The 21,483-nt window shown below is 71.6% G+C and carries 18 protein-coding genes; 8 read left to right on the top strand and 10 right to left on the bottom strand.

The annotated features are described in order from the left end of the window. Positions 1–143: 143 nt before the first annotated feature. A complete protein-coding gene (locus ACFXAE_RS11540; RefSeq protein ID WP_384711644.1) occupies positions 144–3,344 on the top strand; it encodes a tetratricopeptide repeat protein in 3,201 nt (1,066 codons plus the stop codon). 222 nt (positions 3,345–3,566) lie between these two features. Here the strand turns inward: ACFXAE_RS11540 and ACFXAE_RS11535 are convergent, their stop codons facing one another. Then, a complete protein-coding gene (locus tag ACFXAE_RS11535; protein ID WP_384711641.1) occupies positions 3,567–3,812 on the bottom strand; it encodes a hypothetical protein in 246 nt (81 codons plus the stop codon). Continuing rightward, the gene (gene mca, locus ACFXAE_RS11530; protein ID WP_384711638.1) at positions 3,805–4,686 is read right to left on the bottom strand and encodes a mycothiol conjugate amidase Mca; all 882 of its coding nucleotides are present in this window, start codon (positions 4,684–4,686) and stop codon (positions 3,805–3,807) included. The genes ACFXAE_RS11535 and mca overlap by 8 nt, the downstream gene beginning before the upstream one ends. A 149-nt stretch (positions 4,687–4,835) precedes the next feature. On the opposite strand from mca, the gene ACFXAE_RS11525 reads away from it, so the two are divergent. Both ACFXAE_RS11525 and greA read left to right on the top strand, forming a co-directional pair. Further along, positions 4,836–5,234, top strand: coding sequence for a DUF4307 domain-containing protein (locus ACFXAE_RS11525; protein ID WP_384711635.1), 399 nt, complete (start codon positions 4,836–4,838; stop codon positions 5,232–5,234). A gap of 168 nt (positions 5,235–5,402) precedes the next feature. Continuing rightward, complete coding sequence (greA, locus tag ACFXAE_RS11520) at positions 5,403–5,900, top strand: transcription elongation factor GreA (protein ID WP_384711632.1); 498 nt, start codon at positions 5,403–5,405, stop codon at positions 5,898–5,900. A 57-nt stretch (positions 5,901–5,957) separates the two neighbouring features. On the opposite strand, the gene ACFXAE_RS11515 is transcribed toward greA, so the two are convergent. The 3 genes from ACFXAE_RS11515 to ilvA form a co-directional block, all read right to left on the bottom strand. After that, a complete protein-coding gene (locus ACFXAE_RS11515; RefSeq protein WP_384711629.1) occupies positions 5,958–6,803 on the bottom strand; it encodes an ABC transporter permease in 846 nt (281 codons plus the stop codon). Next, positions 6,800–7,795 carry an ATP-binding cassette domain-containing protein gene (locus ACFXAE_RS11510; RefSeq protein WP_384711626.1) on the bottom strand — a complete coding sequence of 332 codons (996 nt, stop codon included), beginning with the start codon at positions 7,793–7,795 and terminating at the stop codon, positions 6,800–6,802. The genes ACFXAE_RS11515 and ACFXAE_RS11510 overlap by 4 nt, the downstream gene beginning before the upstream one ends. Before the next feature lie 183 nt (positions 7,796–7,978). Then, the gene (ilvA, locus tag ACFXAE_RS11505) at positions 7,979–9,208 is read right to left on the bottom strand and encodes a threonine ammonia-lyase (protein ID WP_384711623.1); all 1,230 of its coding nucleotides are present in this window, start codon (positions 9,206–9,208) and stop codon (positions 7,979–7,981) included. Positions 9,209–9,382: 174 nt separating this feature from the next. Here ilvA and ACFXAE_RS11500 point away from each other — a divergent pair, with 174 nt between their 5' ends. The 3 genes from ACFXAE_RS11500 to ACFXAE_RS11490 all read left to right on the top strand — a co-directional run bounded on the left by ACFXAE_RS11500 (position 9,383) and on the right by ACFXAE_RS11490 (position 10,906). Beyond that, positions 9,383–9,871, top strand: a complete 489-nt coding sequence (locus ACFXAE_RS11500) for a MarR family winged helix-turn-helix transcriptional regulator (protein WP_384711620.1) — start codon at positions 9,383–9,385, stop codon at positions 9,869–9,871. Between the two features lie 286 nt (positions 9,872–10,157). Next, a complete protein-coding gene (locus ACFXAE_RS11495) occupies positions 10,158–10,661 on the top strand; it encodes a sigma factor-like helix-turn-helix DNA-binding protein (protein WP_384711617.1) in 504 nt (167 codons plus the stop codon). Next, positions 10,658–10,906: a hypothetical protein gene (locus ACFXAE_RS11490; RefSeq protein ID WP_384711614.1), complete on the top strand. Its 249-nt coding sequence runs from the start codon at positions 10,658–10,660 to the stop codon at positions 10,904–10,906. Before ACFXAE_RS11495 ends, ACFXAE_RS11490 begins: the two co-directional genes overlap by 4 nt. Before the next feature lie 7 nt (positions 10,907–10,913). Here the strand turns inward: ACFXAE_RS11490 and ACFXAE_RS11485 are convergent, their stop codons facing one another. Continuing rightward, positions 10,914–12,071 (bottom strand): cystathionine gamma-synthase, encoded by a 1,158-nt coding sequence (locus ACFXAE_RS11485; RefSeq protein WP_384711611.1) that lies wholly within the window; start codon positions 12,069–12,071, stop codon positions 10,914–10,916. A 144-nt stretch (positions 12,072–12,215) separates the two neighbouring features. Between ACFXAE_RS11485 and ACFXAE_RS11480 the strand changes: the two genes are divergently transcribed. Next, entirely contained in the window at positions 12,216–13,334 is a 1,119-nt protein-coding gene (locus ACFXAE_RS11480) for a hypothetical protein (protein ID WP_384711608.1), read from the top strand. Positions 13,335–13,395: 61 nt separating this feature from the next. Here ACFXAE_RS11480 and ACFXAE_RS11475 read toward each other — a convergent pair whose 3' ends face one another. After that, complete coding sequence (locus tag ACFXAE_RS11475) at positions 13,396–14,436, bottom strand: NAD(P)-dependent alcohol dehydrogenase (protein ID WP_384711605.1); 1,041 nt, start codon at positions 14,434–14,436, stop codon at positions 13,396–13,398. Between the two features lie 173 nt (positions 14,437–14,609). Between ACFXAE_RS11475 and ACFXAE_RS11470 the strand changes: the two genes are divergently transcribed. Continuing rightward, a complete protein-coding gene (locus tag ACFXAE_RS11470) occupies positions 14,610–15,527 on the top strand; it encodes a helix-turn-helix domain-containing protein (RefSeq protein ID WP_384711602.1) in 918 nt (305 codons plus the stop codon). A 102-nt stretch (positions 15,528–15,629) separates the two neighbouring features. Here ACFXAE_RS11470 and ACFXAE_RS11465 read toward each other — a convergent pair whose 3' ends face one another. From ACFXAE_RS11465 to ACFXAE_RS11455, 3 genes are all read right to left on the bottom strand, one after another. Then, the gene (locus ACFXAE_RS11465; protein ID WP_384711910.1) at positions 15,630–18,887 is read right to left on the bottom strand and encodes a S8 family serine peptidase; all 3,258 of its coding nucleotides are present in this window, start codon (positions 18,885–18,887) and stop codon (positions 15,630–15,632) included. Between the two features lie 282 nt (positions 18,888–19,169). After that, complete coding sequence (locus tag ACFXAE_RS11460) at positions 19,170–19,853, bottom strand: ABC transporter ATP-binding protein (RefSeq protein WP_384711599.1); 684 nt, start codon at positions 19,851–19,853, stop codon at positions 19,170–19,172. Between the two features lie 74 nt (positions 19,854–19,927). Next, entirely contained in the window at positions 19,928–21,385 is a 1,458-nt protein-coding gene (locus ACFXAE_RS11455; protein WP_384711596.1) for an ABC transporter permease, read from the bottom strand. Positions 21,386–21,483 lie beyond the last annotated feature (98 nt).

Below are 21,483 nucleotides of genomic sequence, written 5' to 3'. Positions count from 1 at the left end.
CATGACGGACGTGGAGCCGCCGGCCGCCCCTGGCCGTTCCCGCGTCACCGGCCCGCAACCGTTGATCGTCGCCCCCCTCGCGCTGACGGCCCGTAAGAAGGACACTCGTGGGCGAAGGAGTTGCCGCCGGAGGGGGACATGCCATGCGGGACAGTCAACGGGCGGACGCCGAGCGGCTGTTGGCGCGGGCCGTGGAGGAGGAGGTGCGCCGGTCGGGTGGGCGCACCGACGGCAAGGTGCTGCTCGCGCGGGCGCGCGGGGCACTGGACACGATGGCGCAGGCGGCGGCCGAGGAGTACGAGGCGTACACACGGGCCCTGGAGGAGGCGGAGGCCGGGCAGCTCACCTTCCGGCAGCGTTACGCCCGCGAGGGCGCCGGGACTCCGCTGCTGGTGGCCGGGGTGGCGGGGGTCGCGGCCGTGGTCGCCGACATGGCGCTCGGGACGGGCACCGGGACGGCGCTGGGCGCGGGCGTGACCGTCGGGGTCGTCGGCGCGGCGGCGACGGTGGTGAAGGTGGCGGGCGCACACGTGCCCGCCGCGCACCACCGGGCCGGTGCGGTGAGCCAGCCGGGCGGGCCGCAGCAGCTGCGGCTGCAGTGGCTGACGGCGCTGGAGGTGCGGGGGATCCGGCCGTTCCTGGACCAGCAGCGGGTGCTGGCCGCGTCCACCGGGCCGAAGCAGGCGGGGCCCCGGTTGCGCGGCACGGACAAGAGCGCGGCGGCCCGCGGGCGAAGCGTGCTGGAGCAGTCGTTCGGGCAACTGCCGGAGCCGCTGGGGTTGTTCGCGGGACGGCGGCAGGAGATGGCGCGAATCCGGCAGTGGGTGCAGGCGGCCCGCGCGACCACGCAGACCCAGCCGACGGTGGTCGTGCTGCACGGGGCGCCCGGCAGCGGCCGTACGACGCTCGCGGTGCGTGCCGCACACGACCTGAAGGACCACTTCCGCGGGGCCTGTGTCGTCGACCTGCGCGGCGACGACCCGGGCGAGCCCCCGCTGTCCACCCGGGACGCGCTGCTGCATCTGCTGAACCGGCTCGGGGCACCCCGCGAGCAGCTGCTGTTCCGTGAGCGGTCCTCCCCCGACCAGCAGGTCAAGCGGCTGAGCGAGCTGTACCACCAGCATCTGACCGGGATGCCGGTCACGGTGGTGCTGGACGACGCCTCCGATCCGCAGCAGGTCCGCACGCTGATCCCGGAACGGTCCGACAGCCTCGTCCTGGTCACCTCCCGCGCGCCGCTCGGGCTGCCGGACGATCTGCCGGCCCGGGTGTACCAGCTGCCGGTGGAGCCGCTGGACCCGGCGGGCGCGGAGGAACTGCTGGCGGCTGCCGCGCAGGACTCCTCGGGACCCTACGACGCCGAGTCCAGCGAGCGGGTGCGGGAGCTGTGCGGGGGCCTGCCGCTGGCGCTGCGGGCCGCCGGTGCGGCCCTGGGCCCGCGCTCACCGCTCGCGCTCGCCACCGACCTGAACGCGTACGGGCCCGTCGAGCCGGTCGAGCGGGCGCTGTGGCTGCGCTACACCGACCAGCCGGAGACCCTGCGGCGGCTGCTGCGGCGGCTGGCGCTGGCCGGCCGGGCCTCGCTGGGCGCCGCCGCGGCCGCGGCCCTCCTCGCCACCGACGAGGCCGAGGCGACCCGGCATCTGGCCGCCCTGAACCGCGCCGGGCTGATCGACCGCGTACGGCACAGCCGCTACCGGCTGCACGACCTCGTCCGCGCCTTCGCCCTCGCCCGCCTCCTCGACGAGGAGGACCCCGCCGAGCGCACGGCGGCGCAGGAACGGCTGGTCGTGAACTACGCCGAGCTGGCCGACTCGGTGCTGCGGCTGGTCGACGGCAACATGTCGACCCGCTCGGACCGCTTCGGCCCGTACGGCTTCACCTCGCTGGACGAGGCGCTGCGCTGGCTGGACGACGAGTCGAGCTTCATCACGGCGGCGCTGCGGCACGCGGAGGGCGTCGACCGGCGGGCGGTGCTGAATCTGCTCGGCGCGCTGTGCGACTACTGCCTGCTGCGCGGCGACCTGTACCGCCTCGGTGAGATCAACGAGCTGGCGCAGACCGTGGACGAGGGGCTGCTGGTGCGCTCGGTGCAGTGGCGCACGGGTATCGCGGCACGGCAGCTGGGCGAGCTGGACACGGCGCGGACCACCCTGACGTCGGTGGTGGACCTCTACCGGGAGGCGCAGCACAACGCGGGCGCGGCGCGGGCGCTGACCTCGCTCGGCATCACGCTGCACCACCAGGGCAACCTGACGGAGGCGTCGGCGAAGCTGCGGGAGGCGCTGGACCTGCAGGCCGCGCCGGAGCTGGCCACGGACCGCGCCTGGACGATGCACGCGCTGGCGGCGGTCGAGCGGGACCGGGCCAGGCTGTCCGAGGCGCTGGACCTGCTGACCGGGTCGCTGGTGCTGCACCGCGCGGGCGAGTCCGTGCACGGGCAGGCCTGGGCGCACTTCCAGCTGGGCCAGCTGGACCTGCGCAGAGGCGACGTCCCGCGCGCCGAAACCGCACTGCGCACCGCCCTGGAACTGTACGGCCGTACCCGCGACGCCCGCGGTGAGGCGTGGGCGCTGACCGAGCTGGCGCGGGCCCGGCTGGTCGACGGGGACGCCCCGCCCGCGGTGGAGGACCTGCGCCGGGCCGCCGCCCGGCACCGGGACAACGAGGACGTGCGGGGCGAGGCGTGGACGCTGTACTACCTGGGCCAGGCGCTGGAGGAGACCGGGGACCTGGACCGGGCGGTGCGGGAGCTGGAGCGCGCCCGCACGATGTTCTCCCGGATGCGGGACGTGTACGGCCTGGCCTGCGCCCGGCACCACTCGGCGCGGGTGACCCGCGACCAGCGGGCCGCCCGGACGGGGTCGCTGCGGAACTCCGGTTTCGCCCGGCAGCTCCTCGTGGACGCGCGCGCCGACTTCCAGCGCATCGGGGTGGCGCACGGCGAGGCGTGGACATGCCTGGAGCTGGCGGTCGTCGACGCGGGCAACGCGCGCACACAGCAGGCGCTGGCGCTGTGCGACGAGGCGGTGTCCCTGTTCGTGTCGTACGGCGACCGGCGCGGCGAGGACTGGGCGCGCTTCCTGCGCTGCACACTGCTGCCGTACGCGGCGCCGGGCGGTACGGAGGTCGGTACGGCGGTGGCGCAGGAGGAGCTGTCCCGGCTGGGCCGGGCCGGCCACGACTCCCGTGACGGGAAACTGGCCGACTGCGTGGAGGCGTACCAGCTCCTCCTGGAGCGGGGCGTCAGCCTGGAGGCCGGCTGGCAGGCCTGGCACCTGGGCATGGTCCCGGGCCGCCACGCCCGGGAGGTGATGGGGGTGCCGGTGGGCGAGAAGGCGTAGGGCACGCCGGCCATCGGCCGGTGGTCGTGGGCGAGAAGGCGTAGGCCGCACTGGCCACCGGCCGGTGGTCGTGGGCGAGAAGACGTAGGGCACGCAGGCCACCGGCCGGTGGTTGTGGGCAGTCGTTCCGCAGGGCGGAACGGGTGGGCACAACCACCCACAGCCGGCACCCGGCGTCGCTGCGGACCGGGACGTCTGCGCGGCCCGGCGTCGGCGGAGCCTTCAGCCCCGCTTCTCAGCGGCCGTCGCCCCCGCCTTCTCGGCCCCGGGCTCCTCGGACTCCTCCGGGAAGTCCACACGGCCCATGTGGCGGTTCATGGACTTCATCAGGGCCCACACCGCCAGAGCCATCACCGCGAAGACGATGAAACCGAGAACACCGGGGGTGACCTTGTCCTCGTCGAGTTCCTTGGCGAGGGGGACCAGGTGGGTCATTGCCAGGCTTGCGCTTGCGCTCATGTCAGGCATTGTCCCGGATGCCCGCGAAGAGGTCGTCCTCGGGGAGGGACGTATCGACGAGGGACTTCGCGAGCTCGTACTCCTCCGTCGGCCAGACCTCCCGCTGGAGGTCCATCGGCACCCGGAACCAGCCCCCGTCGGGGTCGATCTGCGTCGCGTGCGCGATCAGCGCCTTGTCACGGATCTCGAAGAAGTCGGCGCACGGCACGTGCGTGGTGAGCGTGCGCTCCTTGCGCTCGAACTCGCTCCAGCGCTTCAGCCAGTCCCCGTACGGCGACTCCAGGCCGCGGTCCAGCATCGCCTGGTGCAGCGCCTCGGTGCGGGGACGGTTGAACCCCTGGTTGTAGTACACCTTCAGCGGCTGGTACGCCGGGCCGTACTCGCCCTCCGGGTACTTCTCGGTGTCCACCGCGCCCTCGAACGCCACCATCGTGATCTTGTGGGTCATGATGTGGTCGGGGTGCGGATAGCCGCCGTTCTCGTCGTACGTGGTGATCACCTGGGGGCGGAACGCGCGGATCTTGCGGACCAGCTCACCGGCCGCCTTGTCGACGTCCTCCAGGGCGAAGCAACCCTCCGGCAGTGGCGGCAGCGGGTCGCCCTCGGGCAGCCCGGAGTCGACGAACCCGAGCCATTCCTGCTTCACCCCCAGGATCTCCCGGGCCTCGTCCATCTCCTTCTTGCGTACCTCGTGGATGTGCTCCTCGATGTAGGCGTCACCCTGCAGTTTCGGGTTGAGGATGGAGCCGCGCTCCCCGCCCGTGCAGGTCACCACCAGCACGTCCACCCCCTCGGACACGTACTTCGCCATGGTGGCCGCGCCCTTGCTCGACTCGTCGTCGGGGTGGGCGTGCACGGCCATCAGTCGCAGCTGGTCAGTCAAGACTCAATCCTCAAGTCGTCAGCCGCCCTGTGTGCGGCGGCGCAGTCGCAGGCTTCTATAGTGACCGAATCGGGGGACGAATAATTCCGGGGTTTTCCACTCCGGGGCCTGCCAGGGGACGCCGGTCCCCTCCTGCCGAGGAGACGATCATGAGTACGTCGAGCACGCGGCTGCCCGAGGGCCGTTACGGCCGCTCCTCGGACCAGCGTGCCGACCGCACCCTCAAGGTCGTCGGCGCCGTGCTGTCGGTGCTGATGCTCGGGCTGATCGGCTGGTTCGGCTACCACTACGTCGCCCAGAACGAGATCAGCGCCGAGGTGATCGGTTTCGACACCGCCGAGGACTCCGTGAAGGTGCACCTGGAGGTGCACAAGGACGCGGGGGTCGCCGGCTACTGCACGATCCGCTCCCAGTCCGAGGACGGCGCCGAGGTGGGCCGCGCCGACTTCCGCTTCGCCGAGGACGCCACGCGCGTCGACGAGGTCGTCACGCTCCGCACCACCTCCCGGGGCACCTCGGCCGAGCTCGTCGGCTGTCACACGGACTGACACCACAGGAAATACCTGGCCACTGACCTGCGCTGACATGAGTCTGGTGGCTTATGTCCTCCCCTTACGGGCACTCAATTGTTAGGCTCGTGGTTTCGCCCATCCCTGGGGGAACATCCTTCTGGGGAGGGCGATGCTTTGTATTCCCAGTACCTACGAGGAGCACCTGTGACCCAGACCAGCGAGAACGTCACCTGGCTGACCCAGGAGGCGTACAACAAGCTCAAGGACGAGCTTGAGTACCTTACTGGTCCCGCGCGCACGGAGATCGCCGCGAAGATCGCCGCCGCACGCGAGGAGGGCGACCTGCGGGAGAACGGCGGGTACCACGCGGCCAAGGAGGAGCAGGGCAAGCAGGAGCTCCGTGTGCGCCAGCTCACCCAGCTCCTCGAGAACGCCAAGGTCGGCGAGGCCCCGGCCGCCGACGGTGTCGTGGCGCCCGGCATGGTCGTGACGATCGCCTTCGACGGTGACGAGGACGACACGCTGTCCTTCCTGCTCGCCTCCCGCGAGTACGCGAGCGCCGACATCGAGACCTACTCGCCGCAGTCCCCGCTGGGCTCGGGCGTCATGGGCCACAAGGTCGGCGAGGACGCGGAGTACGAGCTGCCGAACGGCAAGAAGGCCTCGGTGAAGATCCTGGAGGCGAAGCCGTACACCGGCTGATCCGCCCCGCGAGTCCCCGACGGGCCCCCGGCACCCTGTGCGGTGCCGGGGGCTTCGTCATGCCGCCGCCGAGCGGTACTTGCGCACGGCGAGCGTCCGGAAGAACGCGATGATCAGAATCGAGTAGATCAGCGACGCCCACACCGGGTGCTGCATGGGCCAGGCGTCCGAGGTGGAGACCCCGGGGTTGCCGAAGAGCTCGCGGCAGGCCTGCACGGTGGCGCTGAACGGGTTCCAGTCGGCGATGTGGCGCAGCCAGGGCGTCATGTTGCTGGAGTCCACGAACGCGTTCGACACGAAGGTGACCGGGAAGAGCCAGACCAGTCCGCCGGAGGTGGCCGCCTCCGGGGTGCGGACGGACAGGCCGATGAGCGCGCCGATCCAGGTGAACGCGTACCCGGCCAGGAGGAGCAGGGCGAACGCGCCGAGCACCTCGCCGATGCTGGTGTGGGTGCGCCAGCCGACCAGGAGGGCGACGACGGCGAGCACGAGCAGGGTGAGCGCCGTCTGCACCAGGTCGGCGAGGGTGCGGCCGGTGAGTACCGCGCCGCGCGCCATGGGCAGGGAGCGGAAGCGGTCGATGAGCCCCTTGTGCATGTCCTCGGCGATGCCCGCCCCGGCACCGGCGGTGGCGAAGGTGACGGTCTGCGCGAAGATGCCGGCCATCAGGAACTCGCGGTACACCTGCGGACTCGTACTGCCGCCGATGTCCATGGACCCGCCGAACACGTACGAGAACAGCACCACGAACATGATGGGCTGGATGAGCCCGAAAATGACCACTTCCGGAATCCGGGCCATGCGGATCAGATTCCTGCGGGCGACGACCAGGGAGTCCCGGATCGACTGGCCGACGGGGTTGCCGGGGGCCGTGACCCGTACGGCGTCGGTGACTGCGCTCACTTGGCGGCCTCCTTGCTGTTCTCGTTCTCGTCCTTCGCCTCCGCGACATGGCCGGTGAGGGAGAGGAAGACGTCGTCGAGGGTGGGGCGGCGCAGACCGATGTCGTCGATCTCGATGCCTTCGGTGTCGAGGTCGCGGATGATCTCGGCGAGGAGCTTCGCTCCGCCGGAGACCGGCGTGGTGATCTTGCGCATGTGGTCCTCGACCGTGGTGTCGCCCTGGCCGGCGCCGCGCAGGCTGTACTTGTCGAGGAGTGCGGAGGCCGACGGGATGTGCTCGCGCTCGTGCACCACGACCTCGACGCGCTCGCCGCCGGTGCGGGCCTTGAGCTGGTCGGAGGTGCCCTGGGCGATGACCTTGCCGTGGTCGACGACCGCGATGTCGTGGGCCAGGTGGTCGGCCTCCTCCAGGTACTGGGTGGTGAGCAGCAGCGTCGTACCGCCGGAGACCAGCTGTTTGATCACTTCCCAGAGCTGCTGGCGGTTGCGCGGGTCGAGGCCGGTGGTCGGCTCGTCCATGAACATCACGGGCGGCGAGACGACCAGGGCGGCGGCGAGGTCGAGCCGGCGACGCATGCCTCCGGAGTAGGTCTTGGCGGTGCGGTCGGCGGCGTCCGCGAGGTTGAACTGCTCCAGCAGTTCGTCCGCGCGGGCCTTCGCCGCCTTCGCCTTCATCTGGTAGAGCTGCCCGACCATCTGCAGGTTCTCGCGGCCGGTCAGATACTCGTCGACGGCGGCGAACTGGCCGGACAGGCCGATGGAGCGGCGCACGGCGTCGGGCTGCTTCAGCACGTCGAGGCCGGCGACGACCGCCTTGCCGCTGTCGGGCCGCAGCAGGGTGGTCAGGCAGCGGACGGTGGTGGTCTTGCCCGCCCCGTTCGGCCCGAGCAGGCCCAGGACGGTGCCCTCGGGAACATCGAGGTCGACGCCGTCCAGCGCCCTTACGTTCCCGAAAGTTTTCACTAAGCCTTCGGCATGGATGGCGCCTGGCATATGAGTCTCCACGTCGTCGTGATTCTTCGGAAAGCCTAGGTTCGCGCGCTGTGATGTGCTGAGGTTTTTCGCCGGGCGGGGCGGCGGGACGCACGGTGGAACACCCGGCGACGAGACACACCATAACGCGATGTATCGCGTCTCACCATGGGATTGCCCGAAGGAGTGACACCCCGTCGGGCGTCAGCTCATGACCGTGTAACCCGCTTCGCGCAGGGCCTGTTCGACCTCCGCGCAGTGCTCCGGGCCCTTGGTCTCCAGGTGCAGCTCGACCTCCGCCTCCGTGAGCCCGAGCCGTGGGTCGGTCCGTACGTGGCTCACATCGAGGACGTTGGCGTCGGCCACTGACAACGCCCCCAGAAGCGAGGCGAGGGCGCCCGGCCGGTCCGTCAGGCGCAGCCGTACGGCCAGGTAACGGCCCTGCGCGGCCATGCCGTGCCGCAGCACCCGCTCCATCAGCACCGGATCCACGTTGCCACCGGACAGCACCGCGACGACCGGCCCCTCGAAGGCGCCGGGACGGCTCAGCAGTGCCGCGACCGGGCTCGCCCCGGCCGGCTCGACGACCAGCTTGGCCCGCTCCAGGCACAGCAGCAGCGCGGCCGACAGCTCGTCCTCGGTGACCGTGCACACCTCGTCCACCAGCTCACCGATGATCCCGAACGGCACGTCACCGGGCCGCCCCACCTTGATCCCGTCGGCCATCGTCGCCGGGTCGCGCACCGACACCGGCCGGCCCGCCGCCAGCGAGGGCGGATACGCCGCCGCGCCCGCCGCCTGCACGCCGACGATCCGCACATCGGGCCGCAGTGCCTTCACCGCCACCGCGATCCCGGCGGCCAGCCCGCCCCCGCCGACCCCGACGACGATGGTGCGCACCTCGGGGCACTGCTCCAGGATCTCCAGGCCCACCGTGCCCTGGCCCGCGATGATGTCCGGGTGGTCGAAGGGATGGATGAACACGGCGCCCGTCTCGTGCGCGTACTCCATCGCAGCGGCCAGCGTCTCGTCGACCACCTGGCCCCGCAGGCGCACCTCGGCGCCGTACTCCCGGGTCGCGCTGATCTTCGGCAGCGGAGCGCCCTTCGGCATGAACACCGTGGACCGCACCCCGAGCAGTGACGACGCCAGCGCGACACCCTGCGCGTGGTTGCCGGCGCTCGCCGCGACGACACCGGCGGCCCGCTCCTCCGGCAGCAGCCCGGCGATCCGGATGTACGCGCCGCGCAGCTTGAACGACCCCGTCCGCTGCAGGTTCTCGCACTTCAGGTGCACCGGCGCGCCCACCCGCCGGGACAGGTGCCTGCTGCTCTCCAGCGCGGTCGTCCGTGCCACTCCCGAGAGCATCTTCCGGGCGCCGCGGACATCGTCGAGAGTGACGGTCCGCAGGGCGCCGGCCGTGCTGTAGCTCATGGTTCCAGCATCGCAGTTCACCGGTGGCGACGACGGGTGTGACCAACCCGCGGACTCGGCTTTGCTCAGCGCCGGTACGGGCCGTCGTCCGGCCGCGTACCCTGTCCCCCAATTAGCAGCCCTCCACGAAGTGAGCCCCCGGCCATGCCCACAACACCTGATATGTCGATGGACATGAGGACGGACCTGACGGCCGTCGGCGACACCGGTCTTCTCGACACGCTGCAGCACGAGGTGGCGTTGTTCGCACGCCGTGCCGAACAGACGCGTCTGGGCGGGGTCGGCCAGGTGCGCAACTCGATGGACCGCGCCGCGTACCTGCTGCTCAACCGCCTCGACAAGGAAGGTCCCATGGGCGTCAAGGCGCTCGCCGCGAGCATGGGCATCGACTCCTCGACGGTCACCCGGCAGGTCGCCCCGCTCGTGGACACCGGCCTGGTCAAACGGACCTCGCACCCCGAGGACGGACGCGCGGTCGTGCTCCAACTGTCCCCGCGCGGGCAGTCACGTCTGGAGGAAGTGCGCTCCTCCCGCCGCCAGTTGATGGCCGAACTGACCCAGGACTGGGACGCGGGGGAACGCGAGGCGTTCTGCGCGCTCCTGACGCGCTTCAACGGCGCGCTGTCCGCGCGGATGTCCACCTCTGACCGGGTGGACTCCTGACCCTCCGAGGGCTGCGCCCCCAGACCCCCCTTCGGCCCTGAACGGGCCTCGTCCTCAAACTCCCCCGGAGGGGGCACCCCCAGACGGGCTGATTTCAGCCGCCCCGGCAAGAATCAGCCCCTCCGGCGTTTGAGGAGCGGGGTCTGGGGCGGAGCCCCGGACCGGGACGGGAAGGGACGGCGGGGGCGAAAAAACCGGAGCGTCGCGCGTGCACGTCTCTTGACCGAGGGGCGCACTCTGGCCTGATATGAGAACCGAGGGCTCTCAGGGGTGGCGGGAGGCGCGGTTGCGACCACGGCACACGTCCCAGGACGACCTCCGCGCCCGCGAGTTCGAGGCGTACGTCGCGGGCGCCGGCACCCGGCTGCTGCACACCGCGACCCTGCTCACCGCCGAGGCCCCGGACGACAACCCGCACGCCCGGCGCCTGCTGACCCTGGCACTGGCCCACACGTACGCGGGCTGGGACCGGCTGCACGGCGGGGACCCCTACGCCCACACCCGTCAGTACCTGGCGATCCGCTTCGCGAACGGCGCCTGGCGCCGGCGCGGCGGACTGCTCCCCTCCCGCGCCCGCCCAAAGGGCCCGCTCGCCCGGCTCACCCCGCAGGAACGCCTGGTCCTGGTGCTGCGGCTGTACGAGGGAGTCGCCGAGGAACAGACGGCGGCCCTGCTCGGCCTGCCCGCGGAGCGCGTGCGGACCGTCTTCCACCGCGCGATGGCCGCCGTACTGCGCCCGTCCCCGGGGCCGGCCCCCGCGGCGGGCGGCGTCAAGGCGGTGCCGTCGTGACCCGGCTGAGGCGTGAGGCGACCGTACGGCGGATGCTGGAGCAGTCGCCGCCGCACGTGCCGCACGGGCTCCACGCGGACGCGGCGCGCCGCGGGGCCCGCATCCTGCGCCGCAGGGTGCTCGTCCGCCGGGCGATGTGGCTGCTGTTGCTGGCGGGGACCGTGGCGTTCGTGGTGTGGGCGCTGACCGTCCGCCCCTGGGTGGAGCCGCCGTCGGAGACGACTCCACCACTCACGGGCTGGTGACCGGGGTCTACCGGCCGAGCGCCTGCTGGAGGTCTTCGAGCAGGTCGTCGACGTTCTCGATGCCGACGGAGAGGCGCACCAGGTCGGCGGGGACCTCGAGCGCGGAACCGGCCGCGGACGCGTGCGTCATCCGCCCGGGGTGCTCGATCAGCGACTCGACGCCGCCCAGGGACTCGCCGAGCGTGAACACCCCGGCCCGGTTGCAGACCTCGACGGCCGCCTCCTCGCCGCCCTCCACGCGGAAGGAGACCATGCCGCCGAAGGCCCGCATCTGCTTGGCGGCGACCTCGTGGCCCGGGTGGTCGGGCAGCCCCGGGTACAGGACGCTCGTCACGCGCGCGTGGCGGGTGAGCATGTCGGCGATCTTCGTGGCGTTCTCGCTGTGCCGGTCCATGCGGACCGAGAGCGTCTTGGTGCCGCGCAGCACCAGCCAGGAGTCGAAGGGGCCGGCGACCGCGCCCATCGCGTTCTGGTGGTAGGCGAGCTCCTCGCCCAGCTCCGCGTCACCGGTGACCAGGGCGCCACCGACGACGTCGGAGTGACCGCCCATGTACTTGGTCAGGGAGTGCACGACGACGTCCGCGCCGAGCGCGAGCGGCTGCTGGAGGTACGGCGTGGCGAAGGTGTTGTCGACGACGAGCCGGGCGCCCGCGTCCCTGGCGACCTGGGCCACGGCGGCGATGTCGGTGATGCCGAGCAGCGGGTTGGAGGGGGTCTCCACCCAGACGGCCTTGGTCTTCGGGGTGATCGCGGCCCGGACGGCGGCCGGGTCGGAGGTGTCGGCCACCGACCACTCCACGCCCCAGCGGGCGACGACCTTGGCGAAGAGGCGGAACGTGCCGCCGTACGCGTCGTTCGGGATCACCACGTGGTCGCCGGGGCTGAGCAGCGTACGCAACAGGCAGTCCTCGGCCGCCAGTCCGGACGCGAACGCGAGGCCGCGGCGGCCGCCCTCCAGGGCGGCGAGGTTCTCCTCCAGCGCGGTCCTGGTCGGATTGGCGCTGCGGCTGTACTCGTAGCCGCCGCGCAGGCCGCCGACACCGTCCTGTTTGTAGGTGGACACCTGGTAGATCGGCGGGACGACCGCGCCCGTCAGGGGGTCGGCGGTGTTGCCCGCGTGGATCGCGAGCGTCTCGAAGTGCTGACTGATGTGCCTGTCGCTCATGAGCACCGAGGGTAGTGCGCGCCCGGTGCGGATGGCGGACGCGAAGCGGGCGGCGTGGGCGGAGCGGGCGGATGCCGGGAGTTTTCCACAGGGGGCCGGCACCGGGTTGGCCAATTGTCGGCGTGGTCTGGTTCGCTTGGTGGCATGGAGATTCTCTGGGTCCTGATCGCGCTCGTCATGCTCGGCTTCGTGGTGGTGCCGTATCTGCGGCGCAGGCGCGGGACGATCATGCAGGTCCCCGCCGGCCACCCGGACGCGGCGGACCCGGCGAACTACCGCTTCGCCCGCGAGGAGGAGCTGGACATCCGCATGCCGGGCCCCGACCAGGACCTGCTGGACGTCCTGGACCTGGTGCAGCGCACGCAGGACTACCGCGCGGCACAGCAGTTGCTGGCCGGCACGGACGCGGAGGGCGAGCGGCGCTGGCAGCGCGTCCAGGCGTTCGCGGGTGCGGCCTCGCTGGAGCTGCGGCAGCGGCCCGGCGGGGTGAGCGAGGCGCCGGGCGGGCAGTGGCTGCGGGTGTGGCGGACCGAGATGCCCAAGGACGCGGGCGGCGCCGCGGTGCACGCCGAGTTCCTGGTGCAGCAGGCGTGGCGTACGGCGGCGCCCGGGACGGACGAGTTCCGGATCATCATGGAGGAGGCGAAGGCGGCGTGCGGCCAGGCCGCGCTGCTGGCTCCCGGTGACCCCGTCCCGTACATCGTGGAACTGTCGGTGGCCCGCGGACTCGGTTACTCGCAGCAGGACTTCGAGCAGCTCTGGCTGAAGATCCTGGACCGCGCCCCGGCCCACATGGGGGCGCATCTGGCCGCGCTGCACTACTGGTGCGAGAAGTGGCACGGCTCGCGGCAGCAGGCGCAGTCGTTCGCGGAGGCCGCGGCGGCGCGGGCGCCCCGGGGCTCCCTCCTCGCCGCCATGCCGCTCTTCGCGGTGTTCGAGCACCTGCCCGAGGTGAACCTGGTCGCCGGTTTCTACCGGAGCGAGACCGTCACCAAGGCGATCCACGGCGCGCTGCACGCGGTGCACTCGGCCCGCCCCGGCGACCCGATGACGGCGCACGTGCGGCACCTGCTGGTCTTCTTCCTGGTCCGCGGCGAGCGCTGGGCGGAGGCCATGAGCCAGCTCATACACGTCGACGGCCACGTGGGCGCCCTCCCCTGGACCCTCTCCCCCGACCCGGCCGCCGAGTTCGCCGTCTACCGCGCCCTGGCGGTGGCCGGCTACGAAGCGAACGGCGGCAGCCCGGCGACGCTCCCGCACTGAGCACCGCGGTACGGGATTCCGGCCGGGGCCGAAGGGCCCCGGCACGCCCCCGGAGTCCCGGTCAGATCGTCGCCGTGTCGATCACGAAGCGGTAGCGGACGTCGCTGTTCAGGACACGTTCGTACGCCTCGTTGATCTCGGCCGCGCCGATCAGTTCGATCTCCGCGCCGATGCCGTGCTCGGCGCAGAAGTCCAGCATCTCCTGGGTCTCCCGGATACCGCCGATGCTCGACCCCGCGAGGGTCTTGCGTCCGCCGATCACCGAGAAGAGGTTGAGGGAGACGGGTTCCTCCGGGGCGCCCACGTTCACCAGCGCGCCGTCCGTCCGCAGCAGCGACAGGTGGGCGTCGAGGTCGAGCGGGGCGGAGACCGTGGAGACGATCAGGTCGAAGGTGCCCTTCAGGTCCTCGAAGGTGGCCGGGTCGGCGGTGGCGTAGTAGTGGTCGGCGCCCAGCCTCAGCCCGTCGTCCTTCTTGCGCAGGGACTGCGACAGCACCGTCACCTCGGCGCCGAGCGCGTGCGCGATCTTCACGGCCAGGTGTCCGAGGCCGCCGAGTCCGACGATCGCGACCTTCTTGCCGGGACCGGCGCCCCAGTGCCGCAGCGGGGAGTACGTGGTGATGCCGGCGCACAGCAGGGGGGCGGCCTCGTCCAGCGGGATTCCCTCGGGGATGCCGAGGACGAAGTTCTCGTCGACGACGATCTTCTCCGAGTAGCCGCCGTAGGTCGGCTCGCCGTCCTTGCCGACGCCGTTGTAGGTCATCACGTTGCCGCCGGTGCAGTACTGCTCCTGGCCGGCCCGGCAGTTGTCGCACGCTCGGCAGGAGTCGACCATGCAGCCGACGCCCACGCGGTCGCCGACCCGGAACCTCGTGACGCCGGGGCCGACCTCGGACACCACACCGGCGATCTCGTGGCCGGGGACCATCGGGAAGATCGCCTCGCCCCAGCCCTCACGGACCTGGTGGATGTCGGAGTGGCAGATGCCGGCGAACTTGATGTCGATCAGGACGTCGTGCTCGCGGACCGCGCGCCGCTCGATGGTCGTCCGCTCCAGCGGAGCCTTGGCGGCGGGTGCGGCGTACGCAGCGACAGTGGTCATGCCGGAGTTCTCCTCGTGGGGTCGTGCGCCCGGCTGTCTCCTGTCCGGCCGGGCACGCTCTCCAGCCTGCGACAAGGGCCCGGACTCACCCAGACCACGGCTTTGCCTACGTTGGCCGTGCGTACCACTGACGGGGACAGGATGCTGTGCGTACGACCGGGAATACTGGAGACATGGACGAGCAGCACACCCACCCGGCCGGCCCCGTGAGCGGCGGCCTCGACCCGCGGGCGGAACTCAGCGAGTTCCTGCGCACCCGGCGGGCCCGGCTGAAGCCGGAGGACGTGGGCCTGCCGGACTTCGGACGGCACCGCCGGGTGCCGGGCCTGCGCCGCGAGGAGCTGGCCCAGCTCGCCGGGGTCTCCGTGGCGTACTACACGCGCCTGGAGCAGGGCAACGGGCGGAACGTGTCGGCGGAGGTGCTGGACTCGATCGCGCGTGCCCTGCGCCTCACCGACGCCGAGCGGTCCCATCTCACACATCTGGCGAAGCCGAAGCGGCAGAAGCGGAAGCCGGCGGCCCGGCCCCAGCAGGTCCGCCCCGCGCTGCGGCATCTGCTGGAGTCGATGGACGCGGTCCCGGCGTACGTCGTGGGCCGGCGCTCGGAGATCCTCGCCTGGAACCGGATGGCGGCTGCGGTCTTCGGGGACTGGGGACGGTTCCCGGCGCAGGAGCGGAACTGGGCGCGGCTGGTGTTCCTGAACCCGGACTACCGGGAGCTGTTCGTGGAGTGGGAGCAGAAGGCGTACGACATGGTCGCCTATCTCCGCATGGACGCGGGCCGCCACCCGGACGACCCGCAGTTGTCCTCGCTGGTGGGCGAACTGTCCGTCAAGAGCGAGGAGTTCCGCAGGCTGTGGGCAGCGCACGACGTCAAGGAGAAGAGCCATGGCGTCAAGCACGTCCGGCATCCGCTGGTCGGTGAGCTGACGCTGCTGTGGGAGTCGTTCCGTCCGGCCGGCGACGACACCGGACAGTCGCTGGTCACGTACTTCGCGGAGCCGGGTTCGCCGTCGGCGGAGGCCCTGAGGCTGCTGTGCAGCTGGGGCGCGGACGCGAGGCGGGCCGGGGCGGGAACCACGGCTCCCTGAGCCGGACGGCCCTCAGCCCTCGGCCCCCGGGTCCTCCCGCGCCCGAAGGACACGGAACGGCCCGCCGGAGACGGTGCTTCCGGCGGGCCGTTCCCTCACGGACTACTTGCCGTAGTACGCGTTGTAGACCGAGATCGTCGACTTGTTGCCCTTCTTGTCGGCGATCTTGGCGTGGAAGGAGATGGCCTTCCCCTTCGCGGGGTTCTTGACGGTGATCTTCCCCTTCGTGACCGTGGTCTTCTTCCAGGTCTTGCCGTAGTCGTAGGACACGTACACCGACAGGGACTTGAGGTTCTTGCCCTTGGCGGCGCCCTCGACGGTGACCGGGATGCTGACCTTCTTGCCGGCCGTCACCTTGCTGTCCAGACCGGTGGCCGCCAGGAAGCGGGCCGTGGAGGCGGGCAGCTGCGTGAGGTCGGTGGTCTTCTTGGACCGGAAGGTCCAGCTCGCGTCGATCCGCGTGGAGGCGGCGGCGACCTTGGCGCTGCGCTTGACCGAGGTGGTCAGCTTGTAGGAGGCGTCCGCGGACGGGACCTTGAACTCCTTCTCGCCGAACAGCGGGTCGTCGTGCGAGCCGACCTTCTTGCCGTCGCGGTAGAGGCTGGTGGTGACCGACGTGAAGACCGAGGAGCCGTCGTGGCCCTTGCCGTCGGCGAACAGCGGAACCAGCCCGGAGATGCTGTTGCCGTCACGGAAGATGCCGTAGTCGGAGGTGAGGCGCGGCCCGAAGACGGCCGTGTTCACGGTCTCCTTGTACGTCTTGCCGCCCTTGTAGCCCTTCGCGTACGCGATGACGTACCCGGCCTCCGAGATCGGCCAGCCCTCGGCGTCGACACCGCCCTGCTGCTCGAAGTCGAGGTCCCACTTCACCCCGGACACGGTGGACAGGTGCAGCGTGCGGGTGCCGGGCAGGCTCTGCGCGTTGCCGAACGAGGAGGCGCCGCCGCCGCCGGGCAGCCAGCCCGCGGGGTTGACGGTGCCCTTCTTGCCGCTCGCCGCGGCGCCCATGCCGACCTTCACCGTGGCGAACTCGCCGGCCTTGTAGGTCCGGGTGTACCCGGTGGCGAGGTTCTTGACCTTGCCGCCGGTGACGGTGCTGTACTGCTCCTTGGCGCCCTTGCTGAAGTGGGCGTCCCACTGCTGGCTCAGCGAGCCGTCGGTGACCTGCGGGCCGAGGTGGGCGGAGCGGAAGTTGTCGTACGAGTCCAGCCACCAGCCGAAGGCGTAGGCCGAGTTCCTCGTCTCGACGGTGTAGTCGGCGGAGGCGAACTCCGGCTTGACGCCCTTGGCCGGCACGGTGATCTTCACCGGCTTGGCCTTGCGGGCGTCCAGCGTGATCGTCGTGTTCTTGGTGACGTTCAGCTTCGGCTGGGCGAGCCAGTCGGCGCCCTCGTACGTCTCCGGGTCGGAGCCGACGAAGATGCCGGTGTCCAGGACGTAACCGCCCTTGGGCACGCGGACGGTGACGGTGCCGTCGGCCTCGTAGGGCTGGTACCACCGGTCGGCGCCCAGGCCGGAGAGTCCGGCGAGGTTGGCGACGTAGTTGGTGGCCGGCTTGCCCGCGCGGTCGAGGAACTTCAGCGTCACGTCGTACGACTCGACCTCGCGCTGCACCGCGGCCGCCGTGCGCACGGTCTGCCCGCCGCCGGTGGCGACCACGTACGCGGAGTAGGCGCCGTCGAGGGTGCCGCCCAGCCTGGTGTCGACCGTGAGGTCCACGGAGGCCTTGCCGCCCGCCGGGACGGTGACCGTGGTGGCACCGAGGTTGAAGAAGCCGGCCGGGGCCGCCTTGCCCTGGGGGTTCGTGGCGGTCGACGTCAGCTTCAGGGTGACGTCCTGGGTGCCGAGGTTGCGGTAGGTGAGCTGCTCGGTCACCGGCTTGTCGTCGGTGTGCGGCCACTGCTGGATGCCGAAGCTCAGCGACACCGGGTCGGCGATCACGGTCTGCTTGACCGCCTTGTCGACCTGGACGCGGCCCGAACCCTGCTCGAACGGCGTGTACTTGCCGCCCTTGGTGGAACCGGTGAGCGCGCCCTTCAGCTCCGCGTAGGTCCACTCCGGGTGCTGCTGCTTGAGGATCGCCGCCGCGCCCGCGACGTGCGGGGTCGCCATCGACGTACCGGAGATGGACATGTAGCCGGCCGGCTTCTCGCCGACCTCCTTGGCGATGTCGTTGCCCTTCGCCGAGGCGGCCGTGATGTCCACGCCGGGAGCGGTGACGTCCGGCTTGACGGCGCCGTCGCCGACGCGCGGGCCGGTGGAGGAGAAGTCGGCGAGCTGGTCCTTGTCGTCGACGGCGCCGACGGTGAGCGCGGCGTCCGCGCTGCCGGGCGAACCGACCGACTGCGGGCCCTCGTTGCCGGCCGCGATGGCGAACAGGACGCCCTTCTCGGCGGACAGCTTGTTGACCGCCGCCTCCAGCGGGTCGACCTCGGCGGTGTCCATGCCGCCCAGGCTCATGTTGACGACGTCGGCGCCCTGCGCGGCCGCCCACTCCATGCCGGCGAGGATGCCGGAGTCGTCACCGAAGCCGGCGTCGTCGAGGACCTTGCCGTTGAGGATCTTCGCGCCGGGCGCGACGCCCTTGTACGTGCCCTTGGACAGGGCGCCCGTGCCGGCCGCGATGGACGCGACGTGGGTGCCGTGGCCGACCTTGTCGCCGACGGTGGCCGCGGAGCTGAAGTTCTTGGACTCGGTCACCTGGCCCTTGAGGTCCGCGTGGCCGGCGTCGACGCCGGTGTCCAGCACGGCGATGGTGACGCCCTTGCCGTCGTAGCCGGCCGCCCAGGCCTTCGGGGTGCCGATCTGCGCCACCGACGTGTCGAGGGAGGCCTTGCGGACCCCGTCGAGCCAGACGTGGGCGATGCCGGAGGCGGTGCGGTCGCCGTTGGTGACGGCGTCCCACAGCTCGGGCGTGTCCTCGTGCGGGGTCTGCACCGCGTCCGCGTTCAGGGACTTCAGGGTCCGGCGGACCGTGCCCGCGTCACGGACGTCGGCCTTGGCGGCCCGGGCGCCGCCCTGGTAGCCGACGATGACCTTCAGGCCCCGCTTCTGGGAGCCGCGGGTCGCGGTCTTGTTCAGCTCGGTGACGTCGAACAGCCGCTGGTCCAGCTTGCCGCTCGCGACCAGCCGGGCGGCGTCGGCCGGCAGCACCAGGGTGTGGCCGCCGGTGCGGCGGATCTGCACGGGTATGTGCTCCCGGCCCTCGGCCCGCTCCAGGCCGACCACGCGGCCCTTGGCGTCCACGGCGACCCGGTCACCCGTGATCAGCGTGATCCGGTGCTTGGCCTTCGGCGCGGACGCCTCCGTCGCGGAGGCGGCGGTCGTGCGCTCCCCGTCGGCCGACGCGGGGCCGGCCATGCCCGCCGCGAGCGCCACGGCGGTCGCCGTGGCGACCGTGGCCGCGCACGCTCTCTTCACTTGTCTGCGCAAGGTTCCCCCTAGCAAGGTCGCCGGGCGAACGCGATGTCACCCGGCCGGGGGTGGTCTCGTACGCATGCGCGCACCCCCCGGAACACGCAGTATGCCGAGGGGTGATCAAACGTCTCAAGGGACGCCGGAAAGGATGCCGAAGTCGACGGGTGGTTGTAACCCCACCGCCGGAACTCCGTTACATGATCGCGCGGTTGACTCCTCTCCCGGTCAGACTCCCGGGTTCTCCTTCACGGTGATCCGTCCCTTGCGGATCGTCGCCAGGCGCGGGGCCGCCTTCGCGATCGACGAGTCGTGGGTGACCATGACGAAGGTCAGCCCCAGCTCCTTCCACATGCGGATGAGCACGTCCATGATCTCGTCGCGCATCGACTCGTCGAGGTTTCCGGTGGGTTCGTCGGCGAGCAGCACCTTCGGTTCCTTCACCAGCGCCCGCGCGATGGCCACGCGCTGCTGCTGGCCGCCGGACATCTCGCCGGGCAGGTGCCCGAGCCGCTCGCCCAGACCGACCGACGCCAGCGCCTCGGCGGCCTTCTCCCGGCGCTCCCTGGCCTTCACGCCGAGCGGGACGAGCGCGGTCTCGACGTTCTCCTGCGCGGTGAGCGTGGGGATCAGGTTGAACGACTGGAAGACGAAGCCGATGTTCTCGCTGCGGACCCGGGTGAGCCGGGCCTCGGGCAGCTCGGCCAGGTCGGTGCCGTCCAGGACGATCTCGCCGGAGCTGGGCCGGTCGAGGCCGCCGAGCATCTGCAGCAGCGTGGACTTGCCGCCGCCGGTGGGACCCTGGATGACGAGCCGGTCGCCGTCGGGGATGGTCAGGTCGACTCCGTCGAGGGCGTGGACGGTCTCCTTGCCGCGCGTGTAGCGCCGGGTGACGCCTCTGAGTTCGTACATGGCTGCTCCTGGATCGCGTACGAGGGTGGGGCCCGTCCGCTGCGGCGGGCCCCGGGGCCGGTGCCGGTCGGGTGCTACTCGACGCGGCGCAGCGCGTCGGCCGGCCGCAGCCGGGAGGCGCGCCAGCCGCCGAAGGCGCCGGCGACGAGGCCGCCGGCCACGGCGAGGCCGACCGCGAGGGCGACGGTGGTGAGGCTGACGGGCGCGGTGAGCGCGACGTCGAGGGTCTTGGCGGCGGTCTGCCGTCCGGGACCGCCCATGCCGCCGCCACCGCCGGGCCCGCTCACGCCGTCACCGCCACCGAGTTGGGCCTGCAGGGTGGGGCTGACGGCCGTGACGGCGTAGGCGCCCGCCAGGCCGAGCGCGATGCCGAGGGCGCCGCCGATCAGGCCCTGGACCATGGACTCGCCGACCACCTGCAAGGTCACCCGGCCGGACTTCCAGCCCAGCGCCTTGAGGGTGCCGAACTCGCGCACCCGGCGGGAGACCGCCGAGGAGGTGAGCAGACCGGCGACGAGGAACGCGGCCACGAGTACCACGACCGACAGCCACGTGCCGACGCCCGCGGCGAGCGAGGAGGCGGTGGACAGGGAGCCGGAGACGGTGTCCGCGAGGTCGGCGGAGGTCGTGACGGTCGTACCGGAAACGTTCTTCTGGATCCCGGACTTGACGCTGTCGATCCGCTGGGAGTCGGTCGCCCGGACGTAGATCGTGGTGACCTCGTCCTTGGCGTCGGCGAGGGTCTGCGCCTGCTTCAGCGGCAGGTAGAGGTTGGCCGCGGCGTCCCCGCTGGAGGCGGTGGCGATGCCGACGACCTTGTACTCGGTGCCCTTGACGGTGACGGTGTCACCGGTTTCGAGCTTCTTCTCCTTGGCGTAGGCGGAGTCGGCGACGGCGACCTTCGCGTCGGTCTCGGTCGACGTGAAGGTGCGTCCGTCGGTGATCTCGGAGGAGGTCAGCGGGCCGAGGGCGGGCTCGGTGACGTCGGTGCCGTAGACGGTGTAGCTGTTGACGTCGAAGTTGGCGCCGCCGCCCTCGACCCGGCCCTGCGGAGAGGGCCGGCCCCCGCCGGGACCGCCGCCCTCGGCGCCCTGGCCGCTCTGGCCGTCCTGCTGGAACTGACCCCGGGTGAACTCGCCGCTCACCTTCATGACCTGGAGACTCAGTCCGCCCACGGCGTCGGCGACGCCGTCCTGCTCGCCGACCTCGGTCACGGTGGAGCTCGCCAGGGTCTGGAAGTCCTGCACCATGACGCGGTCGCTGCTCTGCTCCTCGCCGGAGCCGTCGTCCTGGGCGTCGAACCGGAACCGGGGGCGTTCGCCGGTGGTCCGGGACTCGGCGGCCTTGGTGACCGTCATGTCCGTGCCGAGCCCGTAGAGGGACTGCAGGACCTTCTCCTGCGCCCTGCCCATGCCGGAGGACACGGAGTTGACCACGACGACCAGGGCGATGCCCAGGGCGAGGCCGGAGGCGACGACGAGGGCCGCCTTTCTACGGCGGCGCAGCTCGCGCCTCAGATAGGTGAAGAACATGGCCGCAAGCTAGGGACGCTTGGTGATGAAGCGGTAAGCGCCCCATAAGAGCCCCATGAGAAGAAGACCGATGCCGCCGCCCGCTCCCCGTAAGGGGC

It is taken from the genome of Streptomyces sp. NPDC059454 (assembly GCF_042749965.1).
Taxonomy (GTDB): Bacteria; Actinomycetota; Actinomycetes; order Streptomycetales; family Streptomycetaceae; genus Streptomyces.
The sequence above is the reverse complement of the archived record's forward strand: the minus strand, read 5'-3'. Positions and strand labels throughout refer to the sequence as shown.